15 protein-coding genes and 1 riboswitch are annotated in these 16,204 nt (G+C 45.0%); of the genes, 13 read left to right on the top strand and 2 right to left on the bottom strand.

Features of this window, described 5'->3' with window-relative positions:
• Positions 1-353 precede the first annotated feature (353 nt).
• Entirely contained in the window at positions 354-947 is a 594-nt protein-coding gene (locus D0466_RS17100) for an MFS transporter (RefSeq protein ID WP_117323757.1), read from the bottom strand.
• A complete protein-coding gene (locus D0466_RS17095) occupies positions 944-2,380 on the bottom strand; it encodes an FAD-binding oxidoreductase (RefSeq protein WP_117323756.1) in 1,437 nt (478 codons plus the stop codon). The genes D0466_RS17100 and D0466_RS17095 overlap by 4 nt, the downstream gene beginning before the upstream one ends.
• 233 nt (positions 2,381-2,613) lie before the next feature.
• Here D0466_RS17095 and D0466_RS17090 point away from each other — a divergent pair, with 233 nt between their 5' ends.
• The 13 genes from D0466_RS17090 (at position 2,614) to purD (ending at position 16,092) form a co-directional block, all read left to right on the top strand.
• Entirely contained in the window at positions 2,614-2,814 is a 201-nt protein-coding gene (locus D0466_RS17090; protein WP_325048736.1) for an NETI motif-containing protein, read from the top strand.
• 78 nt (positions 2,815-2,892) lie between these two features.
• Positions 2,893-2,995: riboswitch (purine riboswitch) on the top strand.
• 141 nt (positions 2,996-3,136) lie between these two features.
• On the top strand, positions 3,137-3,625 hold the full coding sequence (purE, locus tag D0466_RS17085) for a 5-(carboxyamino)imidazole ribonucleotide mutase (protein ID WP_117323754.1): 489 nt from the start codon (positions 3,137-3,139) through the stop codon (positions 3,623-3,625).
• Positions 3,609-4,772: a 5-(carboxyamino)imidazole ribonucleotide synthase gene (gene purK / locus D0466_RS17080; protein WP_117323753.1), complete on the top strand. Its 1,164-nt coding sequence runs from the start codon at positions 3,609-3,611 to the stop codon at positions 4,770-4,772. The genes purE and purK overlap by 17 nt, the downstream gene beginning before the upstream one ends.
• The gene (gene purB / locus D0466_RS17075) at positions 4,765-6,057 is read left to right on the top strand and encodes an adenylosuccinate lyase (RefSeq protein ID WP_117323752.1); all 1,293 of its coding nucleotides are present in this window, start codon (positions 4,765-4,767) and stop codon (positions 6,055-6,057) included. Before purK ends, purB begins: the two co-directional genes overlap by 8 nt.
• A gap of 251 nt (positions 6,058-6,308) precedes the next feature.
• Complete coding sequence (gene purC / locus D0466_RS17070; protein ID WP_117323751.1) at positions 6,309-7,028, top strand: phosphoribosylaminoimidazolesuccinocarboxamide synthase; 720 nt, start codon at positions 6,309-6,311, stop codon at positions 7,026-7,028.
• Positions 7,021-7,275, top strand: coding sequence for a phosphoribosylformylglycinamidine synthase subunit PurS (purS, locus tag D0466_RS17065; RefSeq protein WP_117323750.1), 255 nt, complete (start codon positions 7,021-7,023; stop codon positions 7,273-7,275). The genes purC and purS overlap by 8 nt, the downstream gene beginning before the upstream one ends.
• Positions 7,272-7,958, top strand: coding sequence for a phosphoribosylformylglycinamidine synthase subunit PurQ (gene purQ, locus D0466_RS17060; protein WP_117323749.1), 687 nt, complete (start codon positions 7,272-7,274; stop codon positions 7,956-7,958). Before purS ends, purQ begins: the two co-directional genes overlap by 4 nt.
• Entirely contained in the window at positions 7,942-10,164 is a 2,223-nt protein-coding gene (gene purL / locus D0466_RS17055; protein WP_117323748.1) for a phosphoribosylformylglycinamidine synthase subunit PurL, read from the top strand. Before purQ ends, purL begins: the two co-directional genes overlap by 17 nt.
• Complete coding sequence (gene purF / locus D0466_RS17050) at positions 10,149-11,561, top strand: amidophosphoribosyltransferase (RefSeq protein WP_117323747.1); 1,413 nt, start codon at positions 10,149-10,151, stop codon at positions 11,559-11,561. The genes purL and purF overlap by 16 nt, the downstream gene beginning before the upstream one ends.
• Positions 11,562-11,577: 16 nt before the next feature.
• Positions 11,578-12,603, top strand: coding sequence for a phosphoribosylformylglycinamidine cyclo-ligase (gene purM, locus D0466_RS17045; RefSeq protein ID WP_117323746.1), 1,026 nt, complete (start codon positions 11,578-11,580; stop codon positions 12,601-12,603).
• Complete coding sequence (gene purN / locus D0466_RS17040) at positions 12,603-13,193, top strand: phosphoribosylglycinamide formyltransferase (RefSeq protein WP_117323745.1); 591 nt, start codon at positions 12,603-12,605, stop codon at positions 13,191-13,193. Before purM ends, purN begins: the two co-directional genes overlap by 1 nt.
• Positions 13,194-13,195: 2 nt before the next feature.
• Positions 13,196-14,731 carry a bifunctional phosphoribosylaminoimidazolecarboxamide formyltransferase/IMP cyclohydrolase gene (purH, locus tag D0466_RS17035; protein WP_117323744.1) on the top strand — a complete coding sequence of 512 codons (1,536 nt, stop codon included), beginning with the start codon at positions 13,196-13,198 and terminating at the stop codon, positions 14,729-14,731.
• Between the two features lie 89 nt (positions 14,732-14,820).
• The gene (purD, locus tag D0466_RS17030; protein WP_117323743.1) at positions 14,821-16,092 is read left to right on the top strand and encodes a phosphoribosylamine--glycine ligase; all 1,272 of its coding nucleotides are present in this window, start codon (positions 14,821-14,823) and stop codon (positions 16,090-16,092) included.
• Positions 16,093-16,204: the final 112 nt, after the last annotated feature.

Here is a 16,204-nt window from a genome sequence, read left to right as displayed (position 1 = left end):
GTTGGGGGTTCTCCCCCTGTGAGAGTAGGACGTCGCCAAGCAAACAAAAGACCAGCCGAATAGGCTGGTCTTTTTTGTTGGGAAAAGCAGTTGAAATGAAAACACTGTTTCATCCTTCTTTCTTTACTTATGAATAAGCAATTTATTACCTTTCCCATAGTGAACCAGAACAAGGTAGGTTGGCATAATAGGTGGACAGTGGTATTTTCTAAAAGGATGGAACAAATCCCTCACGAACCAATGAAGTTCAATCATTCAATTTAGCGGGGCCTTCTTATTAAGATAATATATCCTTGTCATCTTATCCAAATTTTAAAACCCCCGGCAACCAATCTCTAAATTCCTGTCTGTTATCATATCTCCCTCTTATTTATCTTATCTCGAAAGTTTATAGTAATTGCTGCTCGATTTAATTTGTTCGTTTGCTTTAATGAGACCATGCCGCTCACTGCATAAAACAGAGAAGCAAGATAAAAGATGCTGCCAATCGTGAGGAAATCCACTAAATAACCTGTAAGGATAATGGCGATGGCGGCTGCGGCAGAGGTCCATACATGATATTTGCCTATTTCTTTGCCGGCGCTTTGTTTGGACACATTTCGGGCAAGCGAAGTTTTTTCCGTATTTCTTTGGATGGCTCCCAGGATGCCCATCATAATCTGGATGATATAAACCTGCCAGACTTCGGTCAAAAGGGGAAGAAGTAAAAGAATTACAGCCATGGACCAGGAGTAGAGGGAAAATAAGACGGTGTCGCCAACACGATCAGCAAACCTGCCTATCACGGGATAAAATAAAGCGGAAGACAACGCAAACAGTCCATAAGCCCAGCCAAATTGGGAGTAACTGTTCCCGGCATTTTTCAGCATCAGTACGTAAAAAGGAAAAATCATGCTGCCGGCAACCGATATGAAACTTTGATAATAGATAAACTTGTGATAGGTCATTTCCCATACTCCTCATAAAATAAATTGACGAACCGCTCGTTTGGGTCGTACTCTCGTTTCTGCTGAAAGAATTCTTGGGACCGAGGATATGCCTGCAGGAATTGGTTCTTTGATGGGTAGGAATAATAAGGCAAATAATAACTTCCTCCATGTTCTAAAGTCAGGTTCAGCATTTCATTTATGACACGTTTTGTTTTCTTGATATCCTTGCCTGCAGTACCTTGGTTGATCAGCAGTACAAAGGCAAACATATCCGATTTGGAAAAAGAAAGCGTGGCGTGGTCATTTTTTTCTACATATCTAACGGTGATATTTAACAAATTGAAGGCTTTTTCACGCTCTAGGATATTTCTTAGGCCTTCGACATAACTTTGAAATTCAATAACAGGAACGAAATATTCTTGAAGGACTTCTGTTTTTTCAGGATGGTTGTACTCCATGAATTGGCTATCTGACCTCATTACATTGTTTCTGCTTTCGTAGTTGCCGTTTATTGTTTGAATATATTTCTTTTGCTGTTGCCAAAAAATATTTTTGCCCCAATCGCTGTGTCTGGATAATCCCATAAAAAATTTTGGCAGGGCAATGATTCTTTCTTCTTTTAGTTCATTCCAATCTTTTATTTTGTGCTGATTGTTGGCTAATACATAATCCGTAACATACATTTCCTTTAATAGTGAATCCGGTGCCACGGAGATTCGCGCCATATGCATTTCTACCTGGTCATTTCCTTTTACTTCTTCTTTAAAATAAGATGCGTACTCTCTATAATCTAAACTTTTCGTCCTAATTTTATATAATTCATCATCAGTCAGATGCAGTGTGACGTCTAAAATGATCCCGAACAGTCCATATCCCCCTATTACCAGAGGGAATAATTCAGCATTTTCCGTCCTGCTTACATTCAAGATTTTTCCCACAGGATTCAGTAACCGAAAGGACTCTACAGTATCGATTAATGCGCCATTACGAATATCGCGGCCATGAACATTCACACTTAACGACCCTCCGACTGTAAATATATTTTGAGATTGCATTACTTTGACGGCTTGACCATGTGGGTTGATTTTCCTTTGGATGTCATCCCAGGTTGCTCCGCTTTGGACCCTGATGGTTTTTCTTGCTATGTCAAGCTTAAGGATTTTATTGTACTTTTTCATGTCTACCATAATGGCATTAGGGTAGTTGGTATGGCCGCCCTGGCTATGCTGCATCCCGGCTATTGATATTTTATCGTCCGCAGCCTCTGCTTTTTTTACAAGAGTTTGAAGTTCTCTTTCTCCACCTGCTTGCGCAATTTCCTTAATTCTCACGGGCAGCAGGCGGCTTTTGTCTTCAACCTCCGGATTGGAAATTTGGGCTTTGTACAAGCTTATGGAACACACGAAACCGATACAGTACACCAACAAAACAATCCAGGTAATTTTTCTCATAAAGGGTCCTTCCTAAGATAATCGCATGGAAACGTTAATTTGTTGTTATCCTATTCAATAGTTAAGTGTAATTTTACACTTTTATTTTAAATTTTCAATATTTTTTTACTGTAATTACAAAGGGTAACGGTTGTTAATACTGATAATACAAATAAAGGTAAATGAGTCAGCTTGTATGGTAAAATTGAACAACTTGAATACCCCTTTTTAGGGAAAGGGAGGATGCTGGTATCGTGACCAAGAAGAAAAAAGAACTATTTGAAGTAGCAGAGGGAGAAAGCATTGACGAGTGCCTCGAAAGGATTAAGGCAGCCGGCTATTTTCCCACAAAACGGACTGAAAAGCCCATTTTTAAAGAAAACGTAAACGAGGGAAAGGTGGAATATGAGCCTGTCCAGAGAAAAACTATCTTTGAGGCTAGATTGATGGAGTAAAACACGAACGATTATTAATTTTATCCTTTCATTATTCGATTTACGACTTGACAGAAGCATTTTCCCCTTGTAAGATGGGGGAGTGAAAAGAAAATCTCTCATATAATCCTCGGGGATATGGCCCGAAAGTTTCTACCCAATAACCGTAAATTATTGGACTATGAGAGGAAGTAGATATTTTCTGGATAATATATTGTCGTTAAGCATTGCGACAGACAAGACGATGATTCCGGACAGACTACTTTCTCGAAACCCGAGAGAAGTCTGTCCGGTTTTTATTTCTATAGGTAAAAATGAAACCAACATGTTGGAGGAGAACCGAATGAAACCTCAAGTTGGCGTTATAATGGGAAGTGTTTCTGATTGGGAAACAATGAAGTATGCTTGTGAGACGCTGGAGCAGCTGGAAATCCCTTATGAACAAAGGGTTGTTTCAGCGCACAGGACACCTGATTTATTGTTTGAATATGCGGAAAGCGCGAGGGACAGAGGAATTAAGGTAATCATCGCCGGTGCAGGAGGGGCAGCCCACTTGCCGGGAATGACCGCTGCTAAAACAACACTGCCTGTGATAGGGGTGCCGGTTCAAACGAAAGCCCTAAATGGAATGGATTCCTTATTATCCATCGTGCAAATGCCAGGCGGAGTTCCTGTAGCCACTGTTGCGATCGGCAAAGCAGGTTCTGTCAATTCTGGTCTGCTGGCCGCGCAAATTCTTGGATGTACGGACAGCGGTGTAGCAGAAAAGCTTGAGGCCATGCGAAATGAAACAAGGGAAAAGGTGTTAGAGAGCAGTGAGCAGCTTAAATAATCGAACGATCAAACCTGGAGATACAATTGGAATCATAGGTGGCGGGCAGCTTGGCAGGATGATGGCGCTCTCGGCAAAGTCACTTGGTTTCAGGGTCGCAGTTCTTGACCCAACAGAAAACTGTCCGTGCGGGCAGGTTGCCGATATCGAAATTAACGGAGCATATGATGATCTGGATTCTTTGAATGAGCTTGCAAGTGTCAGTGATGTGATCACCTTTGAATTTGAGAATATTAGTTCAAAGGCCCTGGAATGGCTGGAAGATCATGCGTATGTCCCGCAAGGCTCGGAATTGTTGAAAGTCACCCAGGACAGGCTGCTGGAAAAGGCTGCGATTTCTATGACCGGGGCAACGGTTGCCCCATATTTCGCAGTAAATAATCTGCACGACCTATACAATGGGATTGAAAAGGTCGGGTATCCATGTGTGTTAAAGACAGCACGCGGAGGCTATGACGGCAAAGGGCAGCAGGTGATCCGGACAGAGCAGGATATTGAACTTGCCAAAAACATCCTGATAAAGGGAAAATGCGTGTTGGAAGCCTGGATTCCTTTTGTGAAGGAAGTTTCGGCCATCATCATCCGAAAGGCAAATGGGGAAAGCAGTTGTTTCCCGGTTGCTGAGAATATCCATGTCAATAATATTTTGGATAAAAGCATTGTTCCGGCAAGGATATCGGGGAAAGCAGAGGCAGAGGCTGTCAACCAAGCACAGCTAATCGCTGAAGAACTGGATCTTGTCGGCACACTTGCGGTCGAAATGTTCCTGACGGAAAAGGATGAAATCATTATTAATGAACTTGCCCCAAGGCCTCATAATTCAGGACATTATACAATTAATGCCTGTGAGACATCCCAATTCGAACAGCATATCCGGGCAATATGCAATTGGCCGCTGGGGAATACTGATATATTGAAGCCCGTTGTCATGGTAAACATTCTGGGTCAGCATTTAGAAGGCATTACAACGAATGTTTCCAATTTGCCTGACTGGAAGATTCACCTATATGGAAAAAAAGATGCTAAACAAAATCGGAAAATGGGCCATATCAACATTTTGCGTCCGACAATTGACATGGCATTGACTGAAATCAGCGGCAGCGGTTTTTGGAATTCGCAGCCGAAACGGAGGATATTACATGATTGAACGTTATACACGCCCGGAAATGGGAGCGATTTGGACAGATAAAAATCGATTCAACGCTTGGCTTGAGGTGGAGATTCTCGCCTGTGAAGCGTGGGCAGAGCTTGGTGTTATTCCAAAGGAGGATGTAAAGCTTCTCCGTGAAAATGCGTCCTTCAATATAGACCGCATCAATGAAATTGAGGAAGAAACACGCCACGACGTTGTTGCGTTTACACGTGCGGTTTCTGAAACATTGGGTGACGAACGTAAATGGGTCCACTATGGATTGACTTCCACGGATGTGGTGGATACAGCCCTTTCTTATATGTTAAAACAAGCGAATGACATTCTGGAAAAGGACCTCGAAAGATTTGTCGAAATCCTGAAAAATAAAGCCGGTGAGCACAAATATACCGTAATGATGGGTCGTACGCATGGTGTCCATGCTGAACCGACAACGTTTGGTTTGAAGCTCGGCCTCTGGTATGAGGAAATGAAACGGAATGTGGAACGTTTTGCGGAAGCCAGAAGAAACATTGAGTTCGGAAAGATTTCCGGGGCTGTTGGTACGTATGCGAATATTGACCCGTTTGTCGAGCAGTATGTCTGTGAGAAATTAGGGTTAAAGGCTGCTCCTATTTCAACTCAAACGCTGCAGAGAGACCGCCATGCACATTATATGAGCACTCTTGCGCTAATCGCAACATCAATTGAAAAGTTCGCAACCGAGGTACGCGGATTGCAAAAGAGTGAAACGCGTGAGGTGGAGGAATTTTTTGCAAAAGGCCAAAAAGGCTCTTCTGCGATGCCGCATAAAAGAAACCCGATTGGTTCAGAAAATATGACTGGAATGGCAAGGGTCATCCGCGGTTATATGATGACAGCCTATGAAAACGTGGCACTGTGGCATGAACGCGATATCTCGCATTCTTCTGCAGAAAGAATCATTCTGCCTGATGCTACCATCGCCTTGAATTATATGCTGAACCGGTTTGCCAATATCGTGAAAAACTTGACGGTTTATCCAGAAAATATGAAACGCAATATGGACCGAACACTTGGGTTGATTTATTCACAGCGTGTTTTGCTGGCCTTGATCGAAAAAGGGCTTGTCCGTGAGGAAGCCTACGACACCGTGCAGCCGAAAGCGATGGAGGCATGGGAAACACAAATGCCTTTCAGGGAACTTCTTGAACAGGACGAAAAAATCACGAGCCTGCTCACGAAAGAAGAGCTCGATGATTGCTTCGATTACAATTACCATTTAAAAAATGTCGATATGATTTTTGAACGTTTAGGGTTGTAAGTAAGGGAAGGTCGACTAAGGGCTGCCACGTCCTTTGGCAAACGTCGACATCACACAAGGAATACTTACAAGACACACTTCGAGGCCAAAAAACTTTTATTTTTTGGTGACATCGTGGGAAAATCTTTCAGGAACTGCTTTTTACTATTTCATATTTTGTATTTTTTCTGCTGCCGATAACGATCGGCAGTGGATCTTTAAATGATGTTACCTGCTAATGTCTTAATTTTCCGAATCCGGAGGGCTGATAGATGAAAAAGGGTGAAATGCTGTATGAAGGAAAGGCAAAGCGAATTTATGCAACAGACAACAACGCGTTGGTATGGGTGGAATATAAAGACTCTGCCACAGCGTTCAATGGAGAGAAGAAAGCAGAGATTTCAGGCAAAGGAATCCTGAATAACAAAATTACGAGTTTGCTATTTTCAAAGCTTCATCAGAAAAACATTGCTTCACACTTTGTCAAGCAGCTTTCGGACAGGGAACAGCTCGTCAAGAAAGTCGACATCATCCCTCTTGAAGTGGTTGTAAGGAATACTGCTGCCGGCAGCCTTTCAAAAAGACTGGGCATTCCTGAAGGGACCCCTTTCAAGAAACCGCTGGTAGAATTTTATTATAAGGACGACGCACTTGGGGACCCTCTTCTGACGGAAGACCATATTGAAACGTTAGCTCTAGCGGACAAAGAAGAAGTAGAGCTTCTAAAACAAAAGGCCTTGCAAATCAATCAAGTGTTAACTCCTTTTTTTAAGGAACTGGGTATTAACTTAATCGATTTTAAATTGGAATTCGGCAAAACCATGGACAATGAAATCCTGCTTGCAGATGAAATTTCGCCGGATACATGCCGGCTTTGGGATATAAAGACCAATGAAAGATTGGATAAAGACGTTTTCCGCCGTGATTTAGGCAATTTAACGGATGCATATGAAAAAATCTTAACGAAGCTGGGGGAAAATCATCATGTATAAAGTCAAAGTATATATCACATTGCGCGAGAGTGTATTAGATCCACAGGGAACGGCTGTACAGCAATCCTTGCACAGCATGGCGTATAACGAAGTGAAGGATGTTCGAATCGGCAAATACCTTGAGCTTTCCCTGGAAAAAAGTGATCGCGATGTGGACCAGGTCGTTAAGGAAATGTGTGAAAAATTGCTGGCAAATACTGTGATTGAGGACTATCGATATGAAGTCGAGGAGGTTGTCGCTCAATGAAGTTTGCTGTGATCGTTTTCCCGGGCTCCAATTGTGACAGCGATATGTACCATGCGATTAGGGATGAACTCGGTGAGGAAGCGGAATTTATCTGGCATACAGAAAAGTCTTTGGCCAGTTATGACGGGATTTTGCTTCCTGGGGGGTTCTCATATGGAGACTACCTTCGTTCAGGAGCGATTGCCCGTTTTTCAAATGTCATGTCCGAAGTGATAAAGGCTGCTGAAGCAGGAAAGCCCGTCCTTGGCGTATGCAACGGATTCCAGATTCTGCTTGAGGCAGGTCTTTTGCCTGGTGCAATGCGCAGAAACAAGGATTTGAAATTTATCTGCCGTCAGCAAAAGCTGAAGGTGCAAAACAGCCGAACCCTTTTCACAAATGCTTACGAAGAAGGAGAAGTCATCTCCGTACCGATTGCACATGGTGAAGGGAATTATTACTGTGATGAGCAAACGCTTGAAGAATTAAAGCAAAATAACCAAATTATTTTTACCTATCATGGCGATAATCCAAACGGAAGCCTTGAAGATATAGCTGGAATCACAAATAAAAACGGCAATGTTCTAGGCATGATGCCTCATCCGGAGCGCGCAGTCGATTCATTGTTAGGAAGTGCGGACGGGTTAAAATTGTTTCAATCAATCGTAAAAAGCTGGAGGGAATCACATGTCGTTACTGCTTGAACCAACACCGGAACTGATCAAATCAGAGCGCATCTATGCACAAATGGGATTATCCGATGAAGAATTTACGAAGGTTGAAGAAATCCTTGGACGGCTTCCGAACTATACAGAGACCGGTTTATTTTCCGTTATGTGGTCAGAGCACTGCTCTTATAAAAACTCCAAGCCAGTGCTAAAAAAATTCCCTGTGACTGGTGAACGTGTTTTACAGGGGCCTGGGGAAGGGGCAGGGATCGTTGACATTGGCGATGAACAGGCGGTTGTTTTCAAGATTGAAAGCCATAACCACCCATCAGCAATCGAGCCTTACCAGGGTGCTGCTACTGGTGTTGGCGGAATTATACGTGATGTGTTTTCCATGGGTGCCCGTCCTATTGCTCTTTTAAATTCACTAAGATTCGGTGAATTAGATAATGACCGAGTTAAATATTTGTTCAAAGAGGTAGTGGCCGGGATTGCTGGCTATGGAAACTGTATTGGAATTCCGACGGTCGGCGGTGAAATCCAATTTGACGCATCCTATGCGGGAAATCCGCTTGTAAATGCAATGTGCGTCGGGCTGATTGACCACAAGGATATTAAAAAGGGGCAAGCCCATGGCGTAGGGAATACCGTGATGTACGTAGGGGCGAAGACAGGTCGTGACGGAATCCATGGAGCAACTTTTGCTTCCGAGGAATTATCGGAAACTTCCGAGGAAAAACGACCTGCGGTTCAAGTTGGGGATCCTTTTATGGAAAAACTTCTTCTTGAAGCTTGTCTTGAGTTGATTCAATCCGATGCTTTGGTTGGCATTCAGGATATGGGAGCTGCCGGGTTAACAAGCTCTTCTGCTGAAATGGCAAGCAAGGCCGGTTCCGGCATCGAAATGAACCTCGATTTTGTTCCACAGCGTGAAACAGGCATGACAGCTTACGAAATGATGCTTTCAGAATCCCAGGAACGCATGTTGATCGTGGTCAAAAAAGGACGTGAGCAGGAAATCGTTGATTTATTCTCCAAGTATGGACTCGAAGCCGTTTCAGTGGGCAAAGTCACAGATGACAAAAACCTGACGCTTTACCATAACGGTGAACTAGTGGCAAAGGTACCTGCTGATGCCCTTGCAGAAGAGGCGCCTGTGTATTATAAGCCTTCCCGTGAACCACTTTATTTTCAAGAGTTCCAACAGATGGAAAACAAATCTTACAATTTGGCCGATTACAAGGAAACACTCAAACAATTATTATCCCAGCCTACGATTTCAAGCAAAGAATGGGTATACGACCAGTACGATTATATGGTTCAGACAAATACGGTTGTCGTGCCAGGTTCGGATGCGGCTGTCGTAAGAATCAGGGATACCAATAAAGCACTTGCGATGACAACGGACTGCAACTCTCGCTATTTATATCTGGATCCTGAAACCGGCGGAAAAATCGCTGTGGCAGAAGCAGCGCGTAATATCGTTTGCTCTGGCGGCGAACCGCTCGCGATTACCGACTGCTTGAATTTCGGGAATCCTGAAAAACCCGAGATTTTCTGGCAAATCGAGAAAGCGGCAGACGGAATGAGTGATGCCTGCCGTGAATTAAGCACGCCTGTAATCGGTGGAAATGTCTCGCTTTACAATGAAACGAATGGCGTAGCCGTGTATCCTACCCCTGTAGTGGGAATGGTCGGCTTGATTGAAGACCTCAAACATGTAACTACACAGAGCTTTAAAAACGCGGGTGACCTGATTTATGTAGTGGGAGAAACAAAGATAGAATTCGCGGGCAGCGAACTGCAAAAAATGATTGAAGGCAGAATTTTCGGCAAAGCTCCTTCTATCGATTTAGCGGTTGAGAAAAAGCGCCAATCTGAAATTTTGAGAGCAATTAAAGCTGGTTTAGCTGCATCGGCCCATGACCTGGCAGAAGGCGGTTTGGCAGTTGCGGTGGCTGAATCTTTATTTGGTACTGAGGGCCTTGGAGCTGAGATTCAAGTGACTGGGGACGAAGCAGCCGCGCTATTCAGTGAAACGCAATCCCGCTTCTTAATCTCAGTCAAGCCGGAAAATCGGTCAGCATTTGAAGCAATCACCTCTGATGCGGCATTGATTGGCGAAGTGACAAGCAGCCCTGTATTGACAGTTTTTGCTGAAGAAAATAAAAGATTATTCGATGCAGACGTCAACGAATTATACAACACCTGGAAAGGAGCCATCCCATGCTTGCTGAAATAAAAGGCCTGAATGAAGAATGCGGTGTTTTTGGTGTTTGGGGACATCCGGATGCGGCCCAGATTACGTATTATGGATTACACAGCCTGCAGCATCGAGGACAGGAAGGCGCCGGCATGGTGCTGAGTGATGGAAATAAACTGACAGGTGTAAAGGGAGAAGGACTGGTCACTGAAGTTTTTACCGCTGAAAAAATGCAGGGATTGTCCGGCGTTTCGGCAATCGGCCATGTGCGTTATGCCACAGCAGGAGGCGGCGGGTATGAGAATGTACAGCCGTTTCTCTTTAACTCCCAAAGTGGAGGGCTCGCCCTGGCGCATAATGGGAATCTCGTAAACGCAAGTCAGTTGAAAGGCCAGTTGGAAGCCCAGGGCAGTATCTTTCAAACTACCTCCGACACTGAAGTGCTTGCACATCTCATTAAAAGAGGCGGATTCTCGGAATTGAGGAATCGGGTAAAGAATGCATTAAGCATGCTAAAGGGAGCCTATGCTTTCTTGATCATGACCGAAACAGAAATGATGGTCGCCGTTGATCCGCAAGGTCTTCGCCCTCTTTCTTTAGGGAAGTTAGGCGATGCTTATGTAGTGGCTTCGGAAACATGTGCCCTTGATATAGTCGGTGCTGAATTTATCAGGGACTTCGAACCAGGTGAATTGGTAGTCCTTAACGAAGAAGGAATTCATTCTGAACGGTTTGCGATGTCGAGCCAGCGCTCGATGTGTACGATGGAATATGTTTATTTTTCCCGTCCGGACAGCAATATTGACGGCATCAATGTTCACACTGCCAGAAAAAATCTGGGAAAACGACTGGCCATGGAGGCATTAATTGATGCTGACGTGGTTACTGGCGTTCCTGATTCAAGCATTTCAGTGGCAATCGGTTATGCAGAAGCATCCGGCATTCCCTATGAAATGGGACTGATCAAAAACAGATATGTTGGACGTACTTTTATACAGCCGTCACAGTCCCTTCGTGAGCAAGGGGTAAAAATGAAACTGGCTCCCGTCAGGGGTGTTGTGGAAGGGAAACGTGTCGTAATGGTGGATGACTCGATTGTTCGCGGCACAACAAGTAAGCGGATTGTCAGCATGCTGAAGGAAGCGGGGGCAAAAGAGGTACATGTCTGTATCAGTTCCCCTCCGATTAAAAATCCATGCTTTTATGGAATCGATACTTCATCAAAAGAAGAATTGATCGCTTCCGAAAAATCAGTGGAGGAGATCAGGGAACTTATTGGTGCGGATTCCCTTACTTTCTTGAGTGTTGAAGGGATGGTAGAGGGCATCGGCAGGCCGTTCGGCGGTGAAAGCCGCGGCCAATGCCTGGCTTGCTTTACAGGCAATTATCCGACAGAGATTTATGACAATGCAGAAGCAAGCATACAAAAATGCTGAACGTGGAGGAATCGTAATGGCAAATGCATATAAACAAGCAGGGGTAGACATTGAGGCAGGCTATGAATCAGTTACCCGGATGAAAAAACACGTTCAGCGGACAATGCGCCCGGAAGTCTTGAGCGGCCTTGGCGGCTTTGGGGGGATGTTTGATTTATCATCCCTCGGTTTAAAGGAGCCGGTGTTAGTATCCGGTACGGACGGCGTCGGAACGAAGCTTCTTCTGGCCATCATGCTTGATAAGCATGATACCATAGGGATTGATTGTGTCGCGATGTGCGTGAATGATATAGTAGTGCAGGGTGCAGAGCCGATTTACTTTTTGGATTATATTGCGTGCGGGAAGGCAATTCCTGAAAAAATTGAAAGTATAGTGAGCGGTGTCGCATCCGGCTGTGAGCAGGCGGGCGCCGCTCTTATCGGTGGGGAAACGGCTGAAATGCCGGGCATGTATGACCAGAACGAATATGATGTGGCCGGTTTTGCAGTAGGGGCCGTCGAAAAATCAAAACTTGTTACAGGAAAAAATATTGTTCCGGGTGATATTGTGATCGGCCTTCCTTCAAGCGGGATCCACAGCAATGGATACTCACTCGTACGTAAGGTACTGCTGCAAGATTCCGGTATGTCCCTGGACGAACAGGTATCGGAACTTGGCTGTACGCTGGGTGAGGAGTTGCTTAAGCCAACAAAGATTTATGTAAAGCCTATTCTATCAGCTTTGGAAAAGTTTAGCCTAAAAGGGATGGCACATATTACCGGAGGCGGCTTTATCGAAAACCTCCCGCGTATGATGCCTGAAAATACCGGAATTCAGATTACATTTGGAACCTGGGATATCCCGCCTATTTTTACGCTGCTTGAACAAAAGGGCAATCTTGCCCGAGAAGAAATGTTCAACATCTTCAATATGGGAATCGGCATGGCCATAGTTGTAAGTGAAGAAGATCAGGAAGATGTGCTAAACCACTTTGAAAACTGTGGAGAAAAGGCGGCTGTTATTGGAAAAGTGACCGGAAAGGAAGGGGTGTCCTTTGCCTGATGAAAAAAATCGCCATTTTTGCATCAGGCAATGGCAGTAATTTTCAAGCGATTGCGGATGCGGTGAAAGAAGGGCAGCTGCATGCGGACATCTGCCTTGTCGTAAGTGACAAAAGGGACGCCTATGTCCTGCAAAGGGCACTAGCAGAACGTATTGATACATTCTGCTTTTCACCTAAAGACTACAACAACAAAGAGGAATATGAAAAAGATATATTGACCCGTCTCCGTCAAAGTGGAGTGGACTTCATCGTTTTGGCCGGGTATATGCGTTTGATCGGACCGACGCTTTTGCGGGAATTCCCTGGCAGCATCGTCAATATCCATCCATCCTTGCTTCCTGCGTTTCCGGGCAAGGATGCAATCGGCCAGGCATTTGCGGCTAAAGTGAAAAAGACAGGCGTTACGGTTCATTATGTAGATGAAGGGATGGACACTGGGCCAATCATCGCTCAAAGCTCGGTGCCGATTCTTGAGAATGATACAGAAGATGCACTCCAGCAGCGGATTCAGGCTTCAGAGCACAATTTGTATCCGCTCGTCCTGGAGCAATTGTTTACTAAAAATCAACACATACAAGTGGAGGGATAGAAGTGTCTAAAAGAGCATTGCTTAGTGTTTCCGATAAGACCGGTATTATTGAATTCGCAAAAGGATTGAAAGAGGCCGGTTTTGAAATCATATCAACCGGAGGCACGAAAAAAGCCTTAACAGAGAACGGCATAGAAGTGACAGGAATCAGCGAAGTGACAGGTTTTCCTGAAATCTTGGACGGACGTGTGAAGACTCTTCACCCTAATGTCCATGGGGCACTTTTAGCCAAGCATGGAGATCCAGACCATCAAAGGCAGCTCGAAGAACACCAGATTACACCCATCCAGCTTGTCTGCGTGAATCTTTATCCGTTTCAGCAAACAATTGCAAAGCCTGGGGTTACACCAGATGATGCAATCGAAAATATTGATATCGGCGGACCGACGATGCTCCGTTCCTCAGCAAAAAACCATGAATATGTAACGGTTGTTACCGACCCCGCTGATTACGATACGATCCTCTCGGAATTGTTTGAAAAAGGGGAGGTCCAGCCTGCAACAAAAAGGAAACTTGCCGCCAAGGTATTCCGGCACACCGCTTCCTACGATGCTGTCATTTCTGAATATATGACAAAGCTAGCTGAAGAAGAAAACCCGGAAAGCTTGACGGTGACCTTTGAATTGAAACAAACGTTGCGTTACGGGGAAAACCCTCACCAAAAAGCTTCATTCTATAGAAAGCCGCTTGGCTCATCATTTTCCATTGCAAATGCAGAACAGCTTCATGGAAAAGAACTTTCTTACAATAATATAAACGACGCCGATGCAGCGATTCAAATTGTGAAAGAATTCACGGAACCTGCAGCCGTTGCGGTCAAGCATATGAATCCGTGCGGAGTGGGGACAGGCCAAACGATTTCGGTAGCCTTTAACAAAGCATATGATGCGGATCAAACCTCAATCTTCGGCGGTATTGTCGCATTAAACAGGGAAGTTGATAAAGAAACGGCAGAAAAATTACATGGAATTTTCCTAGAAATTGTCATTGCGCCTGCATTTACTAAAGAAGCATTTGAAATCCTTTCGGCCAAGAAAAACATCCGTTTGCTGGTTATCGATTTCAGCGGCAACCAAAAGACTGAGCGTAAACTAACCTCCATTGAAGGCGGATTGCTTGTCCAGGATATGGACACATACGGATTTGAACAGGCTGCCATCACAGTCCCAACAAAGCGTGAGCCGACAGAAAAGGAGTGGGAAGCCTTAAAGTTGGGCTGGAAGGTCGTGAAACATGTAAAGTCCAATGCCATTGTAGTGTCTGATAACAAGATGACACTTGGTGTCGGAGCAGGCCAGATGAACCGTGTGGGCGCTGCAAAGATTGCCCTTGAACAGGCGGGTGAGCGGGCCAAGGGAAGCGCCCTCGCTTCTGATGCTTTCTTCCCGATGGATGATACAGTTGAAGCAGCAGCAAAAGCAGGCATTACTGCAATTATTCAACCAGGCGGCTCTGTCCGTGATGAGGACTCGATCAAGAAAGCGGATGAATATGGCATAGCCATGGTATTTACCGGCGTCCGGCACTTTAAACATTAATATTTTGCAAAGACTGAATTGTCGGGAAAACGGGTAAATAAAGAAAGATGTTAGAGTGTAGGCTTCAAAATCGGGATGAGGTGGAATTCATGAATGTGTTAGTCGTTGGCCGGGGAGGCAGGGAGCATGCCATTGCCCGAAAGCTTGGGGAAAGCAAACATGTGGACAAAGTGTACGCAGCTCCCGGCAATCCGGGAATGGAGGATGTTGCCGATCTTGTAGGCATCCAGGAAAACAATCATGAAGGTCTGATTGCATTTGCAAAAGAACAGGATATTTCCCTAACCTTCATAGGGGCAGAGGTTCCGCTGTTAAATGGATTGGCGGATGATTTTAAAAAGGCCGGACTGCGGGTGTTCGGCCCAGAAAAGCGGGCAGCCGCCATTGAGGGCAGTAAATCGTTTGCCAAGGACTTAATGGTGAAATACGATATTCCAACGGCAGCTTCTGCAACGTTTACAGAATTTGAACAGGCGAAGGCGTATATCGAAGAAAAGGGAGTGCCAATCGTCATTAAAGCTGATGGGCTTGCTGCAGGAAAGGGTGTAGTGGTGGCACAGACTATGGAAGATGCCCTGGAGGCCCTGCACGAAATGCTGATCGATGCCAAATTTGGAGAAGCCTCAGCTAAGGTGGTCATAGAAGAATTTTTGGACGGTGAAGAGTTTTCTTTTATGGCCTTTGTAAACGGAGAGAAGGTCTATCCCATGGTAATCGCCCAAGACCACAAACGGGCCTATGACGGGGATAAGGGACCGAATACAGGGGGAATGGGTGCATATTCTCCGGTACCGCAAATTCCTGGTGTCATTGTGGACAAAGCGCTTGAAATGATTTTGAAACCGGCAGCCGCAGCATTGGTTGCTGAAGGCCGTCCGTTTACCGGTGTATTATATGCAGGACTAATTGCGACACAAAATGGAACAAAGGTAATCGAATTCAATGCCCGGTTTGGCGACCCGGAAACACAGGTAGTGCTGCCACGCCTGAAAAGTGACTTTGTGGATGTGCTTGAGGCTGTCCTTGGTGGAAAGGAATTTCAAATCGAGTGGGATGAGCAGCCGGTTCTGGGAGTGGTAGTCGCAGCGGAAGGATATCCGGGAGATTATGAAAAAGGCACAGTCATTAACGGCCTGGAAGAAGTCAGCCCGCAACTGCATGTCTATCACGCAGGCACAGCAAAGAATGCTGACGGCAGCTATATCACCAATGGGGGCCGCGTCCTTTTACTTGCGGCAAAAGGTTCCGACCTTCTTGCGGCACAAGCCAATGTGTATAAAGAGCTGCACCACATTGGACAGGCAGGATTGTTCTGGAGAAAGGATATTGGACATAAAGCGATCCAGTACGACTTTTCTTAAAAGTGGGCCCGTGGTAAAACAAATTGCAGATTGGATAAAAAGAGGTCTCCAACTGGGGAATCATTGGGATCTGCAGTTCCAATCTGACATAGAAACGCTTGGACTTTATGAT

This window comes from Peribacillus glennii (assembly GCF_003429105.1).
GTDB lineage: Bacteria > Bacillota > Bacilli > Bacillales > DSM-1321 > Peribacillus > Peribacillus glennii.
Note: the sequence above shows the minus strand (reverse complement) of the source record. Positions and strands in the feature narration are given on the sequence as shown.